The 17,997-nt window shown below is 53.5% G+C and carries 14 protein-coding genes; 6 read left to right on the forward strand and 8 right to left on the reverse strand.

Annotated features, from left to right (window positions below):
* Window positions 1-111: 111 nt before the first annotated feature.
* Genes N0B36_RS16835 through N0B36_RS16845 form a run of 3 tightly spaced genes read right to left on the reverse strand, consistent with a single transcriptional unit; the run spans window position 112 to window position 3,636 of the window.
* Complete coding sequence (locus N0B36_RS16835; protein WP_049040409.1) at window positions 112-1,179, reverse strand: ABC transporter ATP-binding protein; 1,068 nt, start codon at window positions 1,177-1,179, stop codon at window positions 112-114.
* Window positions 1,176-2,564: a phosphomannomutase CpsG gene (locus N0B36_RS16840; RefSeq protein WP_259688647.1), complete on the reverse strand. Its 1,389-nt coding sequence runs from the start codon at window positions 2,562-2,564 to the stop codon at window positions 1,176-1,178. The genes N0B36_RS16835 and N0B36_RS16840 overlap by 4 nt, the downstream gene beginning before the upstream one ends.
* A gap of 25 nt (window positions 2,565-2,589) precedes the next feature.
* Window positions 2,590-3,636, reverse strand: a complete 1,047-nt coding sequence (locus tag N0B36_RS16845; protein ID WP_016154604.1) for a LacI family DNA-binding transcriptional regulator — start codon at window positions 3,634-3,636, stop codon at window positions 2,590-2,592.
* A 211-nt stretch (window positions 3,637-3,847) separates the two neighbouring features.
* Between N0B36_RS16845 and N0B36_RS16850 the strand changes: the two genes are divergently transcribed.
* Genes N0B36_RS16850 through N0B36_RS16870 form a run of 5 tightly spaced genes read left to right on the forward strand, consistent with a single transcriptional unit; the run spans window position 3,848 to window position 9,475 of the window.
* Complete coding sequence (locus tag N0B36_RS16850; RefSeq protein WP_016154603.1) at window positions 3,848-5,134, forward strand: ABC transporter substrate-binding protein; 1,287 nt, start codon at window positions 3,848-3,850, stop codon at window positions 5,132-5,134.
* 9 nt (window positions 5,135-5,143) lie between these two features.
* Window positions 5,144-6,010, forward strand: coding sequence for a carbohydrate ABC transporter permease (locus N0B36_RS16855; RefSeq protein ID WP_200052123.1), 867 nt, complete (start codon window positions 5,144-5,146; stop codon window positions 6,008-6,010).
* The gene (locus tag N0B36_RS16860; protein WP_016154601.1) at window positions 6,011-6,838 is read left to right on the forward strand and encodes a carbohydrate ABC transporter permease; all 828 of its coding nucleotides are present in this window, start codon (window positions 6,011-6,013) and stop codon (window positions 6,836-6,838) included.
* A gap of 11 nt (window positions 6,839-6,849) precedes the next feature.
* The gene (locus N0B36_RS16865; RefSeq protein WP_259688648.1) at window positions 6,850-8,433 is read left to right on the forward strand and encodes an alpha-glucosidase; all 1,584 of its coding nucleotides are present in this window, start codon (window positions 6,850-6,852) and stop codon (window positions 8,431-8,433) included.
* A complete protein-coding gene (locus tag N0B36_RS16870; RefSeq protein WP_235117195.1) occupies window positions 8,417-9,475 on the forward strand; it encodes a glycoside hydrolase family 130 protein in 1,059 nt (352 codons plus the stop codon). Before N0B36_RS16865 ends, N0B36_RS16870 begins: the two co-directional genes overlap by 17 nt.
* A 211-nt stretch (window positions 9,476-9,686) precedes the next feature.
* Here N0B36_RS16870 and N0B36_RS16875 read toward each other — a convergent pair whose 3' ends face one another.
* From N0B36_RS16875 to ebgR, 4 genes are all read right to left on the reverse strand, one after another.
* The gene (locus N0B36_RS16875) at window positions 9,687-11,120 is read right to left on the reverse strand and encodes an amino acid permease (RefSeq protein WP_016154598.1); all 1,434 of its coding nucleotides are present in this window, start codon (window positions 11,118-11,120) and stop codon (window positions 9,687-9,689) included.
* Between the two features lie 65 nt (window positions 11,121-11,185).
* A complete protein-coding gene (locus tag N0B36_RS16880; RefSeq protein WP_016154597.1) occupies window positions 11,186-11,635 on the reverse strand; it encodes a beta-galactosidase subunit beta in 450 nt (149 codons plus the stop codon).
* The gene (gene ebgA, locus N0B36_RS16885) at window positions 11,632-14,724 is read right to left on the reverse strand and encodes a beta-galactosidase subunit alpha (protein ID WP_259688651.1); all 3,093 of its coding nucleotides are present in this window, start codon (window positions 14,722-14,724) and stop codon (window positions 11,632-11,634) included. Before ebgA ends, N0B36_RS16880 begins: the two co-directional genes overlap by 4 nt.
* A gap of 206 nt (window positions 14,725-14,930) precedes the next feature.
* Window positions 14,931-15,914 carry a transcriptional regulator EbgR gene (gene ebgR / locus N0B36_RS16890; RefSeq protein ID WP_019077746.1) on the reverse strand — a complete coding sequence of 328 codons (984 nt, stop codon included), beginning with the start codon at window positions 15,912-15,914 and terminating at the stop codon, window positions 14,931-14,933.
* A 209-nt stretch (window positions 15,915-16,123) separates the two neighbouring features.
* Between ebgR and N0B36_RS16895 the strand changes: the two genes are divergently transcribed.
* Window positions 16,124-16,456 (forward strand): tRNA-binding protein, encoded by a 333-nt coding sequence (locus N0B36_RS16895; RefSeq protein WP_016157522.1) that lies wholly within the window; start codon window positions 16,124-16,126, stop codon window positions 16,454-16,456.
* Between the two features lie 90 nt (window positions 16,457-16,546).
* Here N0B36_RS16895 and ygjG read toward each other — a convergent pair whose 3' ends face one another.
* Complete coding sequence (gene ygjG / locus N0B36_RS16900) at window positions 16,547-17,926, reverse strand: putrescine aminotransferase (protein WP_049259762.1); 1,380 nt, start codon at window positions 17,924-17,926, stop codon at window positions 16,547-16,549.
* Window positions 17,927-17,997 lie beyond the last annotated feature (71 nt).

A 17,997-nucleotide genomic window follows, 5' to 3' on the forward strand; every position in this document is an offset into this window, starting at 1 on the left:
ATGTGGTCGGATGAGTTCTAATTTAGCCGTCGTGGCGTAAAAGGGAAAAGGGGAATGCCGTGATTGTGATGGGATTCAAAAAATGCCCCTGCGGACGCAAGGGCAAGTGGGTCAGAACGCCAGTCGTTTACCCAGACCGTCAAAGAGGTGCAGGTGCGACTCTTGTACGGTGAGCGTAAGCGGTGTATCCGGCATGAAGCTAAGCTGTTGAAAAGACTTCAGGCACACGGGGTGGCCGGCCAGATCCAACCACACCAGCGTGGAGTCGCCCTGTAATTCACACAGCCGGGTACGCCCTTGCAATGTGAAATCCCCGGTCTGCTGGTACTGCATATGCTCCGGGCGGATGGCGACAAACAGTTTGTCCCCGTCGCTAACGCCTGCGGGCTGACGGGTGAGGCGGAAGACGAGGTTATCGGCGATATGCAGAGCGCCTTCACGCCATACCGCTGGCAGAACATTGATTTTCGGCGTGCCGATAAACTCAGCGACAAACAGGTTTGCCGGGGTGTTATACAGCTCCAGCGGCGTGCCCACCTGCTCAATTTTTCCCTTGTAAAGCACCACGATGCGATCGGCCAGCGTCATCGCCTCCACCTGATCGTGCGTTACATAGATCATGGTGTTTTTCAGGGTGTTATGCAGCTGCTGGATCTCCTGGCGCATCCCGACCCGCAACGCGGCATCCAGGTTAGACAGCGGTTCATCAAACAGAAACAGTTCCGGTTGCTGGACAATAGAACGCCCGATCGCCACACGTTGGCGCTGCCCGCCGGAGAGATTCTGCGGCAGCCTGTCCAGCATCTCTTCCAGCTTCAGCATGCTGGCGGCGTGAGCGACCCGCTTATCAATCTCGGCGGCGGGCGTGTTGATATTACGTAAACCGAATGACAGATTTTCCCTCACGGTCATATGCGGGTAGAGGGCGTAGGACTGAAACACCATCGACAGGTTGCGTTTGCCCGCCGCAAGCCTGGTGACCTCTTTTCCCCCCATCACCAGTTTACCGCCGTCGGGGATTTCCAGTCCGGCGATGATCCGCAGCAGCGTGGATTTCCCGCATCCGGAAGGGCCAACCAGCACAATGAACTCCCCGGAGGCGATCTCCAGCGACAGATTTTCAATGATGGTGTTCTTGCCCCAGGCTTTATGAATATTGCTCAGGCTTAGCGCGGTCATAACCTCTCCTTGTCAGAATCCCAGGCTGCAATCAGCGTTAAAAGTTCATCGGTTTTGCGCGCCAGCAGTGCCGTATCCGCGCGGGTTTCCACGTTCAGGCGCAGTAGCGGCTCGGTGTTGGAGGCGCGTAAGTTGAAGCGCCAGTCAACGAAGTCGATGCTCAACCCATCGCAATCGTCACGCAGGCCGCCGGCTTGCAGATAGTGAGAGGCGATGGATTGCATGACCGATTGCGGATCGGCCACCGTCAGATTGATTTCGCCGGAAACCGGAAAGCGCACCTGGGCGTGTTCGATATACGCCGACAGCGGACGGCTGTCGCTGCCGATAATTTGCAGCAGCAATACCAGTGGGATCATCCCGCTGTCGCAATAGCCAAAATCGCGGAAGTAGTGGTGGCCGCTCATTTCTCCGCCGTAGACCGCGTCCTCTTCGCGCATCCGCGCTTTGATAAAGGCGTGCCCGGTTTTGCTGATGACCGGGATTCCGCCGCAGCGAGTTACAACGTCCAGCGTATTCCACGTCAGGCGCGGGTCCAGAATGATATGACTGCCTGCGGAGCGTTGCAGGAAGTGCTCGGCGAACAGGCCAACCAGGTAGTAGCTCTCAATAAAGCGGCCACACTCATCAAAGAAGAAGCAGCGATCGAAATCGCCATCCCAGGCGATGCCGAAATCAGCCTGATTCTCGATAACCGCCTGCTGGGTGATGAGGCGGTTTTCCGTCAGCATTGGATTCGGCACGCCCGCCGGGAAATGACCGTCCGGCTGATGGTGCAGGCGAATAAACTCAATCTGAACCCCCGCACGGGCCAGCCCGTCGGCGATCGCGTCAAGCGCAGGCCCGACGGTGCCATGTCCGGCGTTGGTCACAATACGTAGCGGGCGAGTCGGCGGATGCTGAAGGAAGCGTAGCAGGCAGGCAATCCAGGCGGGGCGATTATCATAAGGGATGAGGCTGCCACGATGGACGATCGGAGCAAAGTCATTGCGCTTCGCCAGCGCTTTTATCTCCTGCAGGCCGTTGTCGTTACTGATCGGACGCGCCTCTTCGCGCACCAGCTTCATACCATTGTACTGCGCCGGATTATGGCTGGCGGTTATCTGAATGCCACCGTCGGCACGCAGTTCCCGGGTGGCGAAGTAGATCTCTTCGGTGCCTGACAGACCAATGTCGATAACATCCACGCCGCTGGAAATCAGCCCGTCGGTCACGGCGGATTTTAACGATTCCGAGCTAAGGCGAATGTCGGCGCCGATCACCACCCGGCGCGGATGGCGCCAGGCGGCGTAAGCGCGACCGATGCGAAAGGCGATATCCGGCGTCAGGTTGACGCCAACCTCACCGCGAATGTCGTAGGCTTTAAAACAGGTTAGTTCATCCATAATCTACTCTTCTGTAATTAATGAGTCAGGCTGACTCCCGAATGATGAGCTGGTAAGGCAATTCATAGTGGGTCACCGGTCCTCTGGTGAGCAGCAATTTGACGGCCATTTCCCCTTTCTTTTCCGCGTCTTGCGCGATGGTGGTCAGGCGTATTCCCGCCACCTCAACGGCGAGATTATCGAAACCGGTAACGGCAACCCGCTGCGGAACCGCCAGTTGCTGCCGTTGGCAGTAGTGGATCGCGCCGACGGCGAAGCGATCGGAAAGGCAGATAAGCGCAGTGATCTCCGGATGGGTTTCCAGTAACGCTTTGGCCGCCTGTTCGCCGTGTTCTTCATCGTGTCGGGTTTGATACAGCCAGCACGTATCAAGGGCGAAGCCGCGCTGCTGGAAAACCTCCCGGCAGGCATTCACGCGGGAGAGCATCAGCAGGTTGTCGCCGGTGACGGGGGCGGTCAGATCGCACATTCCCTGCGCTGAGGGCTGTGACGGAAAGGCGATGATGCCGAAATGTCGATGACCTTTATCGGCCAGATAGCGGGCAATATCGCGCATGGCGCAGGCGTTATCGATGGAGACGCTGCTATGGTCGGGAAACTGAAAATCGAGCGTGACCACCGGACGCCCATGAGCCAGCGCGTGCTGGATCATGGCCGCATTGTTATGCGTGGCGTTGAGAATATAGCCATCAACCAGGGTGTTGAGCGGCGTCTGTTGCCGCTTACGCAAAGGGATCAAGACCAGATTGACGTTTTGTTCTTCACACTGGACGGCGATCCCCCGCATCAGCGCAATGTCGTGGGGATCGATAAACACGTAACTCATAGAGTCGTTGAATATCACGCCGATGGTGTCAGATTTGCCAGTACGCAGCGCGCGCGCCAGCTTGTCCGGTCCCTGAAAGCCAAGCTCGCTGGCATATTGCAAAATTCGCTGGCGCAGCTCCGGAGATAATTTTTCCGGATTATTCCATGCGTTCGACACCGTGGTATGGGAAATACCCATAATCTTGGCCAATGATTTTATCGTAATACGTTTCTTATCTTTATTATCATTAACGTTTATTTTCATTTTTAATATATTTGTTGGGTTTATATATTGGCGTGAATTATTTATTTCTATCGTCCATTGCGTTGAACGTTGATGCAAAGTTTAACGTTAAACAAAAATCGTTTTGTGATTTGTTTAACGTTAAACATAAAAAGGGGGTGTTAATTTACGCTCCATTCAATAGCAGGGTAGCGGTAAATCAATACTTATTGAAAGTAAATGGAGAGTTATCGTGAGAGTTGTAAAATTAGCTAAATTAACAGCCTGTGTACTATTCGCATTTTGTATTTCTGGCTGCGGTCCGGATGATAAAAAATCCGCAGAGACAGCAAAAACGCCAATTAAAATGTGGGTGGCACCAAACGAAAATGAAGAAGCCTTCTGGAATACTATGGTTAAAGAATGGAATAAAGACCCGGCGCATACCCCGGTCGAATTTACGCCCATTCCTGCCGCCAGCAGTTCTGAAGAGGCAATAATGAACGCGCTGGCTTCCGGCACGGAACCCGATATTTCCAGTAATATCTTTATCGGTTTTGCCAGCCAGTTGGTGGAAATTGGTCAGCTTGAAGACCTGTCTAAAATGAGTGGTTTTAATGAACTCGTTAATAACCGACAGATGGGCAAAATTATTCCTGCCTGGCAATTAAACGGCGAGCAACATGTTCTGCCAATCTATATTAATCCTATCGTCTGGTGGTGGCGGGGCGATTTACTCAAGCAGTATGGTTTTGACCATGTTCCGACCCGTTATGATGAGCTTTATCAGTTGGCAGAGCGCCGGGCGGCGGATAATAACGGCTATGTTATCCAGATGACCGCCGGGAAAAACTGGTGGGAACGCTGGTTCGATTTTATTCCGCTTTATTATGCGCAAAACGGCGGTAAACCTTACCTCGCGGGTCATCAGGCGACGTTTGCCGATCCTGCCGGACAGGCGGTACTGACCTTTATGGGGAAAGTCTTTAACAGCAAGTGGAGCAGCTACGACTTCACCGCCGCCGACGATCCGTTAGCGACTGGACAGGTGCTGGCGTCCGCGCGCGGTCCGTGGGATATCGCTCGCTATCACAAGCAGTATCCGGAGATCCTCAAAACGCTGCAAATTGGGCCGATGCTCACCGAGAAAGGCGACGCGCATCCGTATACGTTCGGCGACAGCAAAGGGGTGGTGATCTTCAGTTCCAGCAAGCGCAAAGCGCAGGCGTGGGCGTTTATTCAGTGGGTCTTTAACAACGCCGAGCACGACCGGAGCTGGCTGGAGCTGACCGGTATGCCGCCAGCACGCAGTGATTTAATGAGTAATCCGCTGTTTGTGAATTACTTTGAGAAAAACCCGCTGGAGAAGGCGATCGCATCTTACGTGGACGTCGCGCTGCCGCCAGCGGCCACTACGCAAACCACGGAGATTCAGCGCAGCATGACGCAGATGCTGGAGCAGGTCATTTTCAACCACGCCGATCCGGCAGCCACCCTCGATAAATCCGCGCAGGAAATTAACACGTTGCTGGCGAAATAAGGGGAAATAATGGCTGGATATGAATCCCGCACCGGAGGCCTGCTGGCCTCCACGTGGATCGGTTATTCGTTGCTGTTCTGGTTTTATCCGCTGTGCTGGCTGGTCGTGCTCAGCGTGACGAACTGGCAATTTATTGGCACGCCGACGTTTAGCGGATTACAGAATATCATTGGCGTGTTTCATGACGCGTTATTCTGGCAATCGATGTGGAACGTGTGCCGTTTTTTAATGTGGTATATCCCGATTGTCTTTCTTGCCTCGCTGCTGTTTGCCGCGGGATTACGAAAAATTAAGTACGGGAAAAGTTTTATTGCCCTGAGCTTTTTACTGGCGAATATCTCTTCGGGGGTGGCCTATTCCATCGTCTTTGCAAAACTGTTCAGCGAATACGGGCCGGTCAATCAATTTTTACAGGCCAGTTTCGGCATCTCTGTGCCCTGGTTTACCAACCCTGACTGCGCCATGTTATCCATTGCGTTAATTGTTACCTGGAAATTTGTCGGTTATTACGGGCTGATTCTCTATTCCGGGATGGTGGCGATCCCCGCGGATATTTACAGCGCGGCGCAGTTGGATAAAACCGGGAGGTTTAAGCAAAGTTGGGCGATTACCCTGCCGATGATGAACGCGCAAATCGTGATGGTGATGGTGCTGGCGATTACCGTGGCGTTCAGCATCTTTACCGAGCCGTATCTTATCACCGGCGGCGGGCCGCTCAACAGCACCACCAGTCCGATGGTGGTGATGTATGAAGTGGCGTTCCAGAAAATGAAGCCAACCTGGGCGGCGACCATGTCGATTATCGTTGCGGCATGCAGTTTCCTCGCCATCTGGGTCTTCCGCAAAGTATTCGAAAAACATATCGAGATTGTGTGAATGAAGAAACTGACTCCCTTAACGCTGCTCATTCACGCCGTGATGTTTTTGCTGGCGCTCACCTGGCTCTATCCTTTTATCTGGATGGTGATCTCCTCGTTGAAACCGACGGCGCAAATCTACACGACCGGGCTGTTTTCCGGTCATCTGACGCTGGAGAATTACGCTTTTCTGTTCGATAACAGCAACCGGGCGGACAAACCTTTTTTGCGCACCCTGGTTAACTCGCTGTTCGTGTCGCTCACCATTACCGTCTGCGTCACGCTGACCTCAATGCTGGTGGGATATGCCGTCGCGAAAACCGAGTTTCGCGGCAAAAATGCGTTTCGTAACCTGTTGATTGTGCAGATGGTTTTCCCGGTCTTTATGTTCATCATTCCACAGTTTGTCCTGATGCGTGAACTGGGGCTGATCAACAGCTACGGGGCGATGATCCTGCCGTATGCGATGAGCGCCTGGGGCATTTTCATGGTTTCGCAGAGCTTTAAAGGCACGCCGAATGATTACCTGTACGCCGCAAGGCTCGATCACGCCAGCCTGTGGGGGATCCTGCGGCATGTGATGATGCCGCTGAATAAATCCATTCTGGCGATTGTCGCACTGTTCACCTTTTCCAGCTCATGGGACAACTTCCTCTGGCCGCTGATCGTGATGCGCGAAGTGGACAAAATGCCGTTTTCGGTGCTGCTCGCCACCTTCAGCAAATCCTACGGCATCTACCTGGGACCGGTGCTGGCGGGGTCGGTGGTGCAGATGCTGCCAATCGTTGTCCTGTTTATTCTGTTCAGAAAATACTTCCTCGAAGGCATGTCGTTATCACTGAAATAAGGAACGTGACGGTGAAAAAGCAACCGTGGTGGCAGGCGTGTACCTGCTATCAAATTTATCTGCCTTCGTTTTGCGACGGCAATAACGACGGGCTGGGCGATTTTCCGGGCCTGATTTCCCGGCTGGATTATTTGCAGGCGCTGGGCATCGGCGCGGTGTGGATCACGCCGTTTTATCCCTCTCCGCTGGTGGATAACGGCTACGATATCAGCGATTACTGCGCCGTTGACGCCCGTTTCGGCACTCTGGACGATTTCCGCCGGGTGGTTGACGGCTGCCATGCCAGAGGCATTCGGGTGATTATCGATCTGGTGGTCAATCACGTCTCCTCAGAACATCCCTGGTTTTGCGATGCGTGGAATAATCCGGACAGCCGCTATCGTGATTATTTCCTTTTTCGCCGCCAGCCGAATAACTGGCGTTCTTTCTTTTCCGGCAGCGCGTGGACCGCTGAGCCAGACACCGGCGAGTTTTATTACCATAAATTCGCGCCCGGCCAGGTGGATCTCAACTGGGCCAACCCCGCGGTGGAACAGGAAATTTACCGGGTAGTGGATTTCTGGGTTACGCAGGGGGTGGACGGTTTTCGCTTTGACGTCATCAACTTTCTTACTACCGACGGCATTGGGCCTGATAACCCGGAAGAGAACGGCGAGCAGCGCCATGAATTTGACATCAATCAGCCGCGACTCCCGGAGACGCTGCAACGGCTGTGTGCCCATGTTCGGGCGCAGGGGGACTATTTCCTGATTGGCGAAATCGGCAGCGAAGACCCTGACGTGCTCAACCGCTATCAAAGTCCGCAACTGATGGACGTGGTGTTTAATTTTAATATCGGCAGCCAGAAAACCTTTGATGTTTCCCGTCTTTTCAGCCAGTTAAAAACTACGCTGGCTGCGCAGTCGGGTTTACCGACGCTGTTTTTCTCCAGCCATGATATGTCGCGGATGATCAGCCGCTTTGGCGAAAACGAGCGCGATACCGGGCGGGCGCTGGCGGTGTTGGCGCTCCAGCTAACGGTGAGCGGCGTGCCGTTTATCTTCCAGGGAGAAGAGCTGGGGGTGACCGACTACCGTCCGCAAACGGCAGAGCAGCTTTTTGATATTCAGGGAATAACCCATTACCGCACCGCCCTTGCCGCAGGCAGCAGCCCGCAGCAGGCGCTGGCGCAGGCCATTGAACATTCGCGGGATGGTTCGCGCGCGCCGCTGCCCTGGCGCGACGCCCCCTTTGGCGGATTTTCCACCGTCGCGCCGTGGATGCCCGTCGGCGGCGATATCGCCCTGATTAACGCGGAGCGCCAGCAGCAGGATGAGACATCGTTCTGGCATCAGTACCGGAGGCTGATCGCCCTGCGCCGCCGCGTTGCGGCGCTGCATCAGGGACAGCAGGACTCGCTCGACCTCACTGACGAATGCGTCTGGTTTACCCGTTCGACGGCGGCGGAGCAGGTCTGGATCGCCATCAACTTTGGTGCGCCTGTTCGCAATCCGTGGCAGGAGATTGAGGCTGAAGTGCTGTACGGAGAGGACGCGCAATGGATTGGTAAGAATCAATGTTTGATCAAAAGGAGAGTACATGGACAGGCACAGTAAAAACCCGTTGATTACCCCGGCGGACGTGACGCCTTCACTGCCCGGCAGGAAGGTCGATTGTGTTTTCAATGCTGGCGTAACGGAGTGTGACGGGGAGATCGTTTTGCTGCTGCGAGTGGCGGAAAGCGTGATCAATTCCGATCAGCAGCAGCGTGTCGTACCGCTGTTGGAAAAAACCGATGCGGGCTGGGTACAGGCCACCGCGAGTTTCGATCGTCGCGATGAACGCTATGATTTCAGCGATCCGCGGGTGATCGTGCTGAAAAGCGATCCGGCGCGGGTGTGGCTGACCTCCATGTCGCATCTGCGTCTGGCGCGCAGTCGCGATGGGGTGAACTTCCGGATTGACAGCCAGCCGTTTATTATCGCCGATACGCAATATGAAGAGTTTGGCTGCGAAGATGCGCGGATCACCCGCATCGATGATATCGCGTACATCAACTACTCGGCGGTGTCGTCGCTGGGGATCTCTACCGCGCTGGCGGTGACCAAAGATTTTGTCACGGTGGAGAAAAAAGGGTTGATCCTCTGTCCGGACAACCGCGACGTCTGCTTTTTCCCGGAAAAGATCGCCGGTAAATATCACGCCCTGACCCGTCCGGCCCCGTGCCACTTCGGTCATCCGGAAATCTGGATCTGCGAGTCGCCGGATATGTTGCACTGGGGCAACCATCGCCACCTGCTGGGACGGTCCGGCGATGCCTGGGACTGCCGTAAATCAGGCGGCGGCGCGCCGGTATTAAAAACCGATCGCGGCTGGCTGGAGATCTACCACGGTGTGGATGCCGATCAGCGCTACTGCCTCGGCGCGCTGCTGCTGGATCTCAACGATCCGACCCATATTCTGGCGAAATCACCGGTGCCGCTGCTGGAGCCAGATGCGCCCTACGAGCGCGAAGGCTTCTTCGGCAACGTGGTGTTCACCTGTGGGGCGCTGATCCGCGATGAGACGCTGCACGTCTGGTACGGCGCCGCCGATGAGTGTGTGGCGCTGGCGACAATGCCGCTGGACAAACTGTGGCGGCATCTGGGGGTTAAATAAATGCCGCAGAGTGTCCTGGGCTGGTAAACCCGCTTCTGGCTGGGGGGGCGATTCACACGTTGCGGCCGCTGGTGGACGAATCTTTGCTACAAATAATGAAAATACACAACAGAAGAGCAGGGCAATAAATGCCCTGCAAGTCTGTATATTTAATGTCACATTGTATTTCAGGTGCGCAAGAAAACAGATTGCGCTTATCGTTATTAATATTTTAATTAATATCTGACGCGGGGGCCGCCTCAATAGCTTTTTCTTCTTTGGTTAGCCCTTTGATGTATTTACTGTATTTCCACCAGGCAAAACCGAGGAAAATAACAATCCCCCCGACGTTATAGAAAATAATGGTCATGATGTTACCGCCGGTCGGGAAGGTCGAGGCAATAAACCCGATGGTGAAGAGGACAATCAGCATCGATACCACAATAATGCCGGTTTTTTGCGAGCCCATACGGAAGTCGCGCGGTAAGTGGTCCAGTTTTGCGCGCAGATTCAGGTAAGCCAGCATAATAAACAGCGGCGGCAGCATCGATGCGGCGGCGGTCATGTTGATGATGGTGTTCATTAAATCCTGCACGGTATTGGAGCCGAGCGTTGGGATAATCATCAGCGGGATAACAATCAGGAACTGAATCCAGGCTGCGCGGGCCGGAACGCCATTTTCATTCAGTTCGACGGTTTTTTTACCGAAAATACCCGCCGGAATTTCAGAGAAGAAAATTTTCACCGGCGTTGCGGTCCACATCAGCAGAGAGCCGAACATCGCGGTAAAGGAGACCAGGCCGACAAAGCGGTTAACGATCAGTTCCGGCAGGCCAAAGTATGCCGCCAGGCCGTGGAATACCTGTACCGAACCACCGGTAAATTTCAGCTCTTTGCTGCTCACGAAGACGTTGATCAGTACCGAGGAGATGGAATAGAGCACGCCGATAAAAATCCCGGCAATGATAATGACCTTCACGAACGATTTGGACCCGCCCTTGACGTCGTTGACGTACACTGCCACCGACTCCGCACCGCCTGCCGCCATAAAGATCCAGGTGGTGATACCGAGGAAGGCCCAGTTAAAATTCGGGATCATTGCGTCTACGGTGATAGGGTCAGCAGGCTGTACGCCGCCAACCAGCGCAGTACCCGCCAGCAGGATGTAGGACAGGGTCAGCAGCAGCATCAATGTGGAGGTGACCGAAGTAATCGGTCCTAACATTTTTGCGCCGTTGGTCGAAACCCAGGTGGAGAAGGCAAACAGCACCATACTTAACACCGTGGTTGCGAACGGTGTCAGAATGTATTCGTAGCCTAAAAAAGCATATGAGGCGTAGGCGATAACACGGGGTAACAGCGAGGTAAAAAAGAACAGGTTAACGAACCAATAGGTATAGGCGGTAATAAATGCCCAACGTCCGCCCAGCGAACTTTTCACCCAAGCATAGACACCGGCTTCGGAGTTTTTATTCAGCGAAACAAATTCAGCGATGATTAAGCAGAACGGAATAAAGTAGAAGATCGTCGCGAGGAAAAACATCGGTGCGGATGCCAGACCCAGCTCAATATTATTGTTGATAACGTTATTAAAACTATAAACCGCGGCAAAGGTGAGTGAAAGTAAGCCGAACTTGCCGATGGTATTACGTTTGGTATCAGACATAGCACATCTCCGATTCCTGATTATTATAGGGTACTGGCGGCGCAACGTCGGCGCCGCCTGTGTTTTTATTTATTATGAAAATAACCATCTTCGATGGTGACTTTGAGTACGACTTTCTTCACTGCGTTATTACAAATAAAACGATAGGCTTCATGGTTGTCACAAATAACCATTTGTCCTTCGCGCACTTCTACGGTTTTTCCACAGCCTTTCAGATATTCGCGATCGGTTTCATCGCGATAATATTCAACCACCTGGAGATCCTCTTTGGCGGCATACTCTATTTTTTGCTGTCCTTGCAGGTAGTAATGGATTTCAAAATAACGACGATGACCGGTAAACAGCGCATCGGTCGCGGAGTCTGTCTCCACGCGATAGCTCAGGGAATCACCGATAGAGTGGGCGACGCCTGGTTGAATATTATCAATATTTTCAATCGCTTCGACGCAGCGCTGCCACTTCTTCCCGGATGCGTAAATTTGTTGGAACTGCGCTAAGTTGTCGATGATCCTCATTTTGTATTCTCGCTGTGCAAATTCGTGGAAAAGAACCCGGTACCAAAGACGCGGCTGGCGGCGGTTTGAGCGCTAGATTCGCTACCGGAAACCGGCAACAACGTGAAGCCGTAGCTGAACGAACGGAACCAGACGCGCCAGGAATCAAGCACCTCGCTTCCCCACGAGTTGGAGCCTAAGCCCAGCACCTGGTGGTCCAGATTCAGGGTGATGTCATCGCTGCGCTGCAGCGCATTACAGTGCTGTGCGGCAAAGATATTTTCTGGCGTATAGCGCCAGGCGCTCAGGTTGACAGGGTGCTGCGGAATCACCAGCAGACCGTTGCCGTGGCGGTTGGTTAGCGTTGCCCAGCGCACGTCCTGACGATTGCCGTTGTTTTGCGGGAACGGATAGTTTTCGAACATCTCATCCACGCTGCTGCGCCAGATATCGATGATGTTGGCCTGCTGGCTATCGGCATAGTTTTCACCGGGACCACGTCCGTAATACGCCACCTTCCCCAAATCGCCGTTGATGCCCATCGTGAAGCCGATGCACGGAATAATGTCCCGGTACTCGCCGTAAGGCTGGCCGGAAAGCTCCACGTTCAACTGACCGTCTGCGGCAATCCGCCAGCGGTAGGTACAGCGCATACCGAAATCAAATACCGGCGGGGCGATAATCGTCTGGCTGGTTATCAACAGCGCGTCATCGGTTTGCTCAATGGCAAAATCGCGCAGATGCTCCTGCATAATCTGTAAATGATTTGGTTGCCAAAGGCCTTCGAACTCTTGTTTGTGGTTATCAATGGTTGGTTTGAAGAAATTAATCTTCGGCTCGCGGGTAATCAGCTCCTCACCGTTAACGGTCCAGCTAATGGGCTTACCGTTCAGTTTTGAGAAGGTCAGAAGGAAGTTATAACCGCGTATGGTGCAGCTCTGGCGGCTGTCTTCCAGCGTCAGAGGGGTAGCGTTTTTCAGGCTAAACGTTACGGCAGCCGCCGTTCTGGCCTTCAGCGGGAACTGATAAGTCGCGATGTGGTGCCCGGCTTCGCTGTATGCCGTGCGGGAATCTTTCGTCACGATGACGTTGAGGAACGCTTCGCGCGCATCCAGCTCCGGCAGTGTGCATTGCACGAGGGTATCGCTGTTAGGAGGGACGTCGCGCAGTTTTATCTGCTGAGCAGAAAGCGTATCTCCTTCGGCGCGAACCTCAATATGCAAGGTGTAGTCGTCAAGCGTGGTAAACCACAATTTGTTTTCTACCCGTAGCTCGCCGCGAGCCAGATCCTGTGCGCGTACTTTTACTGGCGCAATCACCTGCTTGTACTCTTGCAGACCCGGCCCCGGGGTTTGATCGGAATAAATCAGGCCATCAAGGCAGAAGTTGTAGTTGTTCGGATAGTCGCCGTAGTCGCCGCCATATTTGTACCAGACGTTGCCGTCGTCATCTTTGGCCTGAATCCCGTGATCGCACCACTCCCAGACATAGTGTCCCTGAATGCAGTCATGCTGATAAAAGACGTTCTGATATTCCGTCAGCCCGCCGGGACCGTTGCCCATGGCGTGAGCATATTCGCAGATGATGCGCGGCTTAGGATGTGGATATTCGCCAAACTCATTCATCAGCGGCACACGGGTGTACATGGTGGAGATGATATCCACCACTTCGGCGTCACGATCTTCTTCGTAATGGATCAGACGCGTGTCATCCAGCGCTTTCGCGGCGTGATACATGGCGCGGATGTTACAGCCGTATCCGGATTCGTTGCCGAGCGACCAGATGACGATCGACGGGTGGTTTTTTTGTGCATGGATGTGGCGCACGATGCGCTCAACGTAGACGTTTTCCCACAGCGGATCGTCGGTTATCCGGCTGATATCGCCGATATTGGCGAAGCCGTGAGATTCAACGTCGGTTTCGGCCATCACGAACAGACCGTAGATATCGCACAATTCATAGAAGCGCGGATCGTTCGGGTAATGGGCGGTACGCACGGAGTTGATGTTGTGCTGCTTCATTAACAGCAGATCTTTTTCAACGCGATCCATGCCAACCGCACGGCCTTTAAGATGATCGTTATCGTGACGGTTAACGCCATGCAGCATCACGTAGCGGTTATTGATGTAAAACAGACCGTCGCGAACTTTGATATCGCGGAATCCGACCCGCTGTGGCACGACCTCAAGGAGATTGCCGTTGGCATCTTTCAGCGTCATCACCAGATGATAAAGATACGGCGATTCCGCTGACCACTGCTGCGGCGCGCTAACCTTGAAATTAAAAGCGGTGAGGGTGTGTTGATCCACTGCCAGATTGTTAATCACGCCGCTATGCAGCGCCTGCTCACCGTCAAACAAGGTGTATTCGAGCGACGCCATCGCTGGCGTGGCAGCCAGGTTTTCCAGCGCAATGTCGCAGGTGAGGGTGGCGTCGCGATAGTCATCATCGAACTCTGTGCGAACGGTAAAATCCTGAATATGGGTCGCCTGTTTGCCTACCAGATAGACGTCGCGGAAAATTCCCGCCGACCACCACATGTCCTGGTCTTCAACGTAAGTGGAATCAGCCCATTGCATTACGCGAACGCACAGCAGGTTGTCACCGGTCTTCACCACCGCGCTGATATCAAATTCAGCCGTCAGGCGGCTGCCTTTGCTGAAACCGACGTACTGACCATTCACGTAAACTTCGAAGTAGGTTTCTACGCCATCAAATTTAATCAGCGTTTGTTTGCCCTGCCAGCCTTCGCTGAGGGAGAAAATGCGCTGGTAGGCTCCGGTGGGGTTATTGGTCGGAACGTAGGGGACATCAATCGGGAAAGGAAAACCTTCGTCGGTATACTGCAGTTTGCCGTGTCCTTCCATCTGCCACATGCCTGGGACGGTGATGCTGCCCCAGTCATTCATCAACTGCGACGTAAAGATTTCCGGCACCTGCAGCGGATGCTCAAAGAACTGAAAATTCCACTGACCGCTTAGCAACTGAAAGAGGCTGCTGGTTTCGCGGGCAAACGAGCGAGCCTGCGCAACGGAGTCATAAGAGAAAAAATATGCGCGTGGCGCCAGTCGATTTTCGTGGGTGAGCTGAATGTTTTCCCAGCGATTCATAAGGCCTCCCGGTGGAGAAAAATCGGAACCATTCATTGTAATGGTGAGTAAGTGTAATTGATGGTGATTTTAGTAAAAGTTTTACTAAAATATAGCGAGTGAGGTGATTTACTTTAACTGGATCACGAAAATAATGGGGCGCAGAAAATAATGCATGATAATGCGCGCCCGGCATCAGAAGAAACCGGGCGTGTTTACTGGGGATTTTAGCGGGTGGTGCCGCGCAGTTTCAGTTTGCTGGGAACAAAAACCAGCAGAGGAAGCGCACGCCCATCGCGGGCTTTCTCAAACAGCAGGTTGACGCCCTGACTACCCATCATTTCTGAATGGATGCGAACGGTGGAAAGCGGAGGAAAGGTGAAGCGCGCTGTCGGGATATCATTAACGCTAATCAGCGAAATGTCCTGCGGAATGTTCAGGCCACGCTCGTGAATGGCGCGCAGAACGCCAATAGCAATCGAGTCTGAAGCCACAAACAGGGCACCGGGATAGTCGGCTTTCGCCAGCATTTTTTTGGCCAGTTCATACCCTGATGAACTGGAGAAACCGCCGCGATAGATGTCCTGTTCAGAAACGACCTGCTGCAGACGACCGTATTCGACAAACGCGGCTTCACGGATATCTGCCTTGCCGGGTTCGTCTTCACCGCCGATGAAGCCAATGCGAGTGACGCCCTGGGCGATGAAGTAGTCGATGCTCTCTTTACTGATGCGGGCCAGATCGATATCGACGGCGTCATATTCGCTGCCGGGTTCATGGAAATCGATAAAGCAGATGTTGTCAGTAAGCGCTGTTGCCGCATTACGCAAAGCCGGAGAAGGCTTGCCGACAATAAGAATGCCGGTAATGTTTTTGCTCTCCGGCAGCCCACTGTGCTCATAGCAGTTGGTCAGTTCGATCCCCAGCTTCTCACACTGGGTTTCTATTCCGTGACGGATCGCGAGATAGTAAGGATCGTTGATTTCCAAATCCTGCTGGTAGCTATAGAGCGCCAGAATATGCTGGGGGCCGAGCGCGCTGGTCTGGTTTTTACGAGCACTGCTGGTTTTGTACTCCAGTTTTTCCGCGATCTCCAGAATGCGATGCTTGGTCTCTTCTTTTACATTCAGCGTGGGGTCATCGTTTAAAACCCGGGACACTGTCGCCAGGGACACGCCAGCTTCGATTGCGATGTCTTTAAGTGTTGCCATGTTTGCCTTTTCCCTGAGTTACCTGCGCATTGTAAATGAAGTGCTTATCTATTCATCTGTTTTCAGTAAAAAAAGTACGTTTAATTGACATGCCTGGGGTAAAACTGGGCTTTCAGAGTGTGATGACTACGTCATTTTCCCGCTTTTGAGAACCATGCCAAGAAAATATTTTGCTAGTATTCAGTAAAATTTTACCAAAGGAGAACACAATGGATACCGTCGCATTTGCTGATTTTGCCCGAATGGAAATACGTGTTGGAAAAATCGCACAGGTAAAGCGCCATGACAATGCTGATAAGCTGTATATCGTGCAGGTGGATGTGGGAGAGCGTACGCTGCAAACCGTGACCAGCCTGGTGCCTTATTACAGCGAAGAGGAATTGATGGGGAAAACGGTGGTGGTGCTGTGTAATCTGCAAAAGGCCAAAATGCGCGGGGAAACGTCAGAATGCATGTTGCTGTGCGCTGAGACGGACGATGGCAGCGAAAGCGTGCTGCTGACGCCAGAACGCCTTATGCCTGCGGGTGTGCGGATTGTTTAAGTTGTGCTAATTGCCGGATGGCCGCTACGCTTTTATCCGACCTACATTTGATCCCGTAAGCCTGAGATGCGCAGCGCCATCCGACCTGTATTACACCTGCTCCACGCTCACCCGTAATGCTGCCAGGGCTTTGCGCGTCGATCGCAATACCAGATCGCATTGCTCGATCGTTAACGTTAACGGCGGTTCGATACGGATCGTCTTTGCATTGTTTAGCGTGCCGGCAACCAGTACCCGCTGGCGGAACATCTCACTGGCAAAGTTGTAGCCGATTTCATTATCGACAAACTCAATTGCCATCAGCATGCCTTTACCGCGTACATCATGCACCAGGTCTGGGTACTCCCGCGCAAGCTGGCGGAAACCATCCAGCAACATATCGCCTTTCTGCTCCGCCTGAGCCGGTAAATTTTGCTCCAGCAGGACGTTAATGGTGGCTAACGCAGCCGCACAAGCGAGCGGGTTGCCGCCAAACGTGGTGGTATGCAAGAAGGGATTGTCGAACAGGACGGAAAACACCTCTTCGGTGGCAATGGTTGCGCCAATTGGCATCACGCCGCCGCCCAGCGCTTTGGCCAGACACATAATGTCGGGCTGCACGTTTTCGTGCTCGCAGGCGAACATTTTGCCGGTACGACCCATGCCGGTCTGCACTTCATCAAGGATCATCAGCGCGCCAAACTCATCGCAAAGTTTACGCACGGCGGGCAAATACCCTTGCGGTGGCAGGATCACGCCCCCTTCACCCTGGATAGGTTCGAGGATCACGGCTGCGACGTCGTCACCGGTCTTTTTACACTCGCTGAGCATGGTGCGCATCGCGTTAATATCGCCAAACGGCACATGGCGGAAACCCGGCAGCAGCGGCATAAAGGGTTTGCGGAAGGTTGATTTAGCCGTGGCGGACAGTGCTCCCAATGATTTGCCGTGGAATGCGCCGCTGGTGGCAATGAACGTAAATTTACCGCGCGGCGATTGATACGCTTTCGCCAGCTTCAGAGCGGCTTCAACCGACTCGGTCCCGCTGTTACAGAAAAAACTGTATTTCAGTTTACCAGGCGCCAGCGCGGCGAGGGTTTTTGCCAGCATGGCCCGCAGAGGGTCAAGTAACTCCTGGCTGTGCAGAGGTTGTTTCGCGAGTTGATTCTGTACGGCGGAAACCACGACTGGATTACGGTGCCCCACGTTGAAAATTCCAAATCCACCCAGGCAATCGACGAACTCCTGCCCCTGGGTGTCGACAAGCGTATTCAGGCTTCCCGCTTGCCACTCTACGGCTCCGTAATCCCCGCCTGCAGTTACAGATTTTCGATACTCTAAGAACCCCGGATTGACATGCTCCTTGAAGTATTCAATCACCTCTCGGTTTAATGATTTCATTTCCTCATGATCAAGCGTGCGCTTTTCGATGAGATTCAGTGCGTGTGCGCTGCAGGCCAGGGCCGATGCGCTGGAAGGTAACCTGTTCAAAATATGCTCCCGGAGCTCGCGTATCACATGATACTGATTTAAGTATTGCAGTGATTGCGCCATTCCGGCGC

Source organism: Citrobacter sp. XY323, assembly GCF_025106035.1.
GTDB classification, from domain to species: Bacteria; Pseudomonadota; Gammaproteobacteria; order Enterobacterales; family Enterobacteriaceae; genus Citrobacter; species Citrobacter braakii.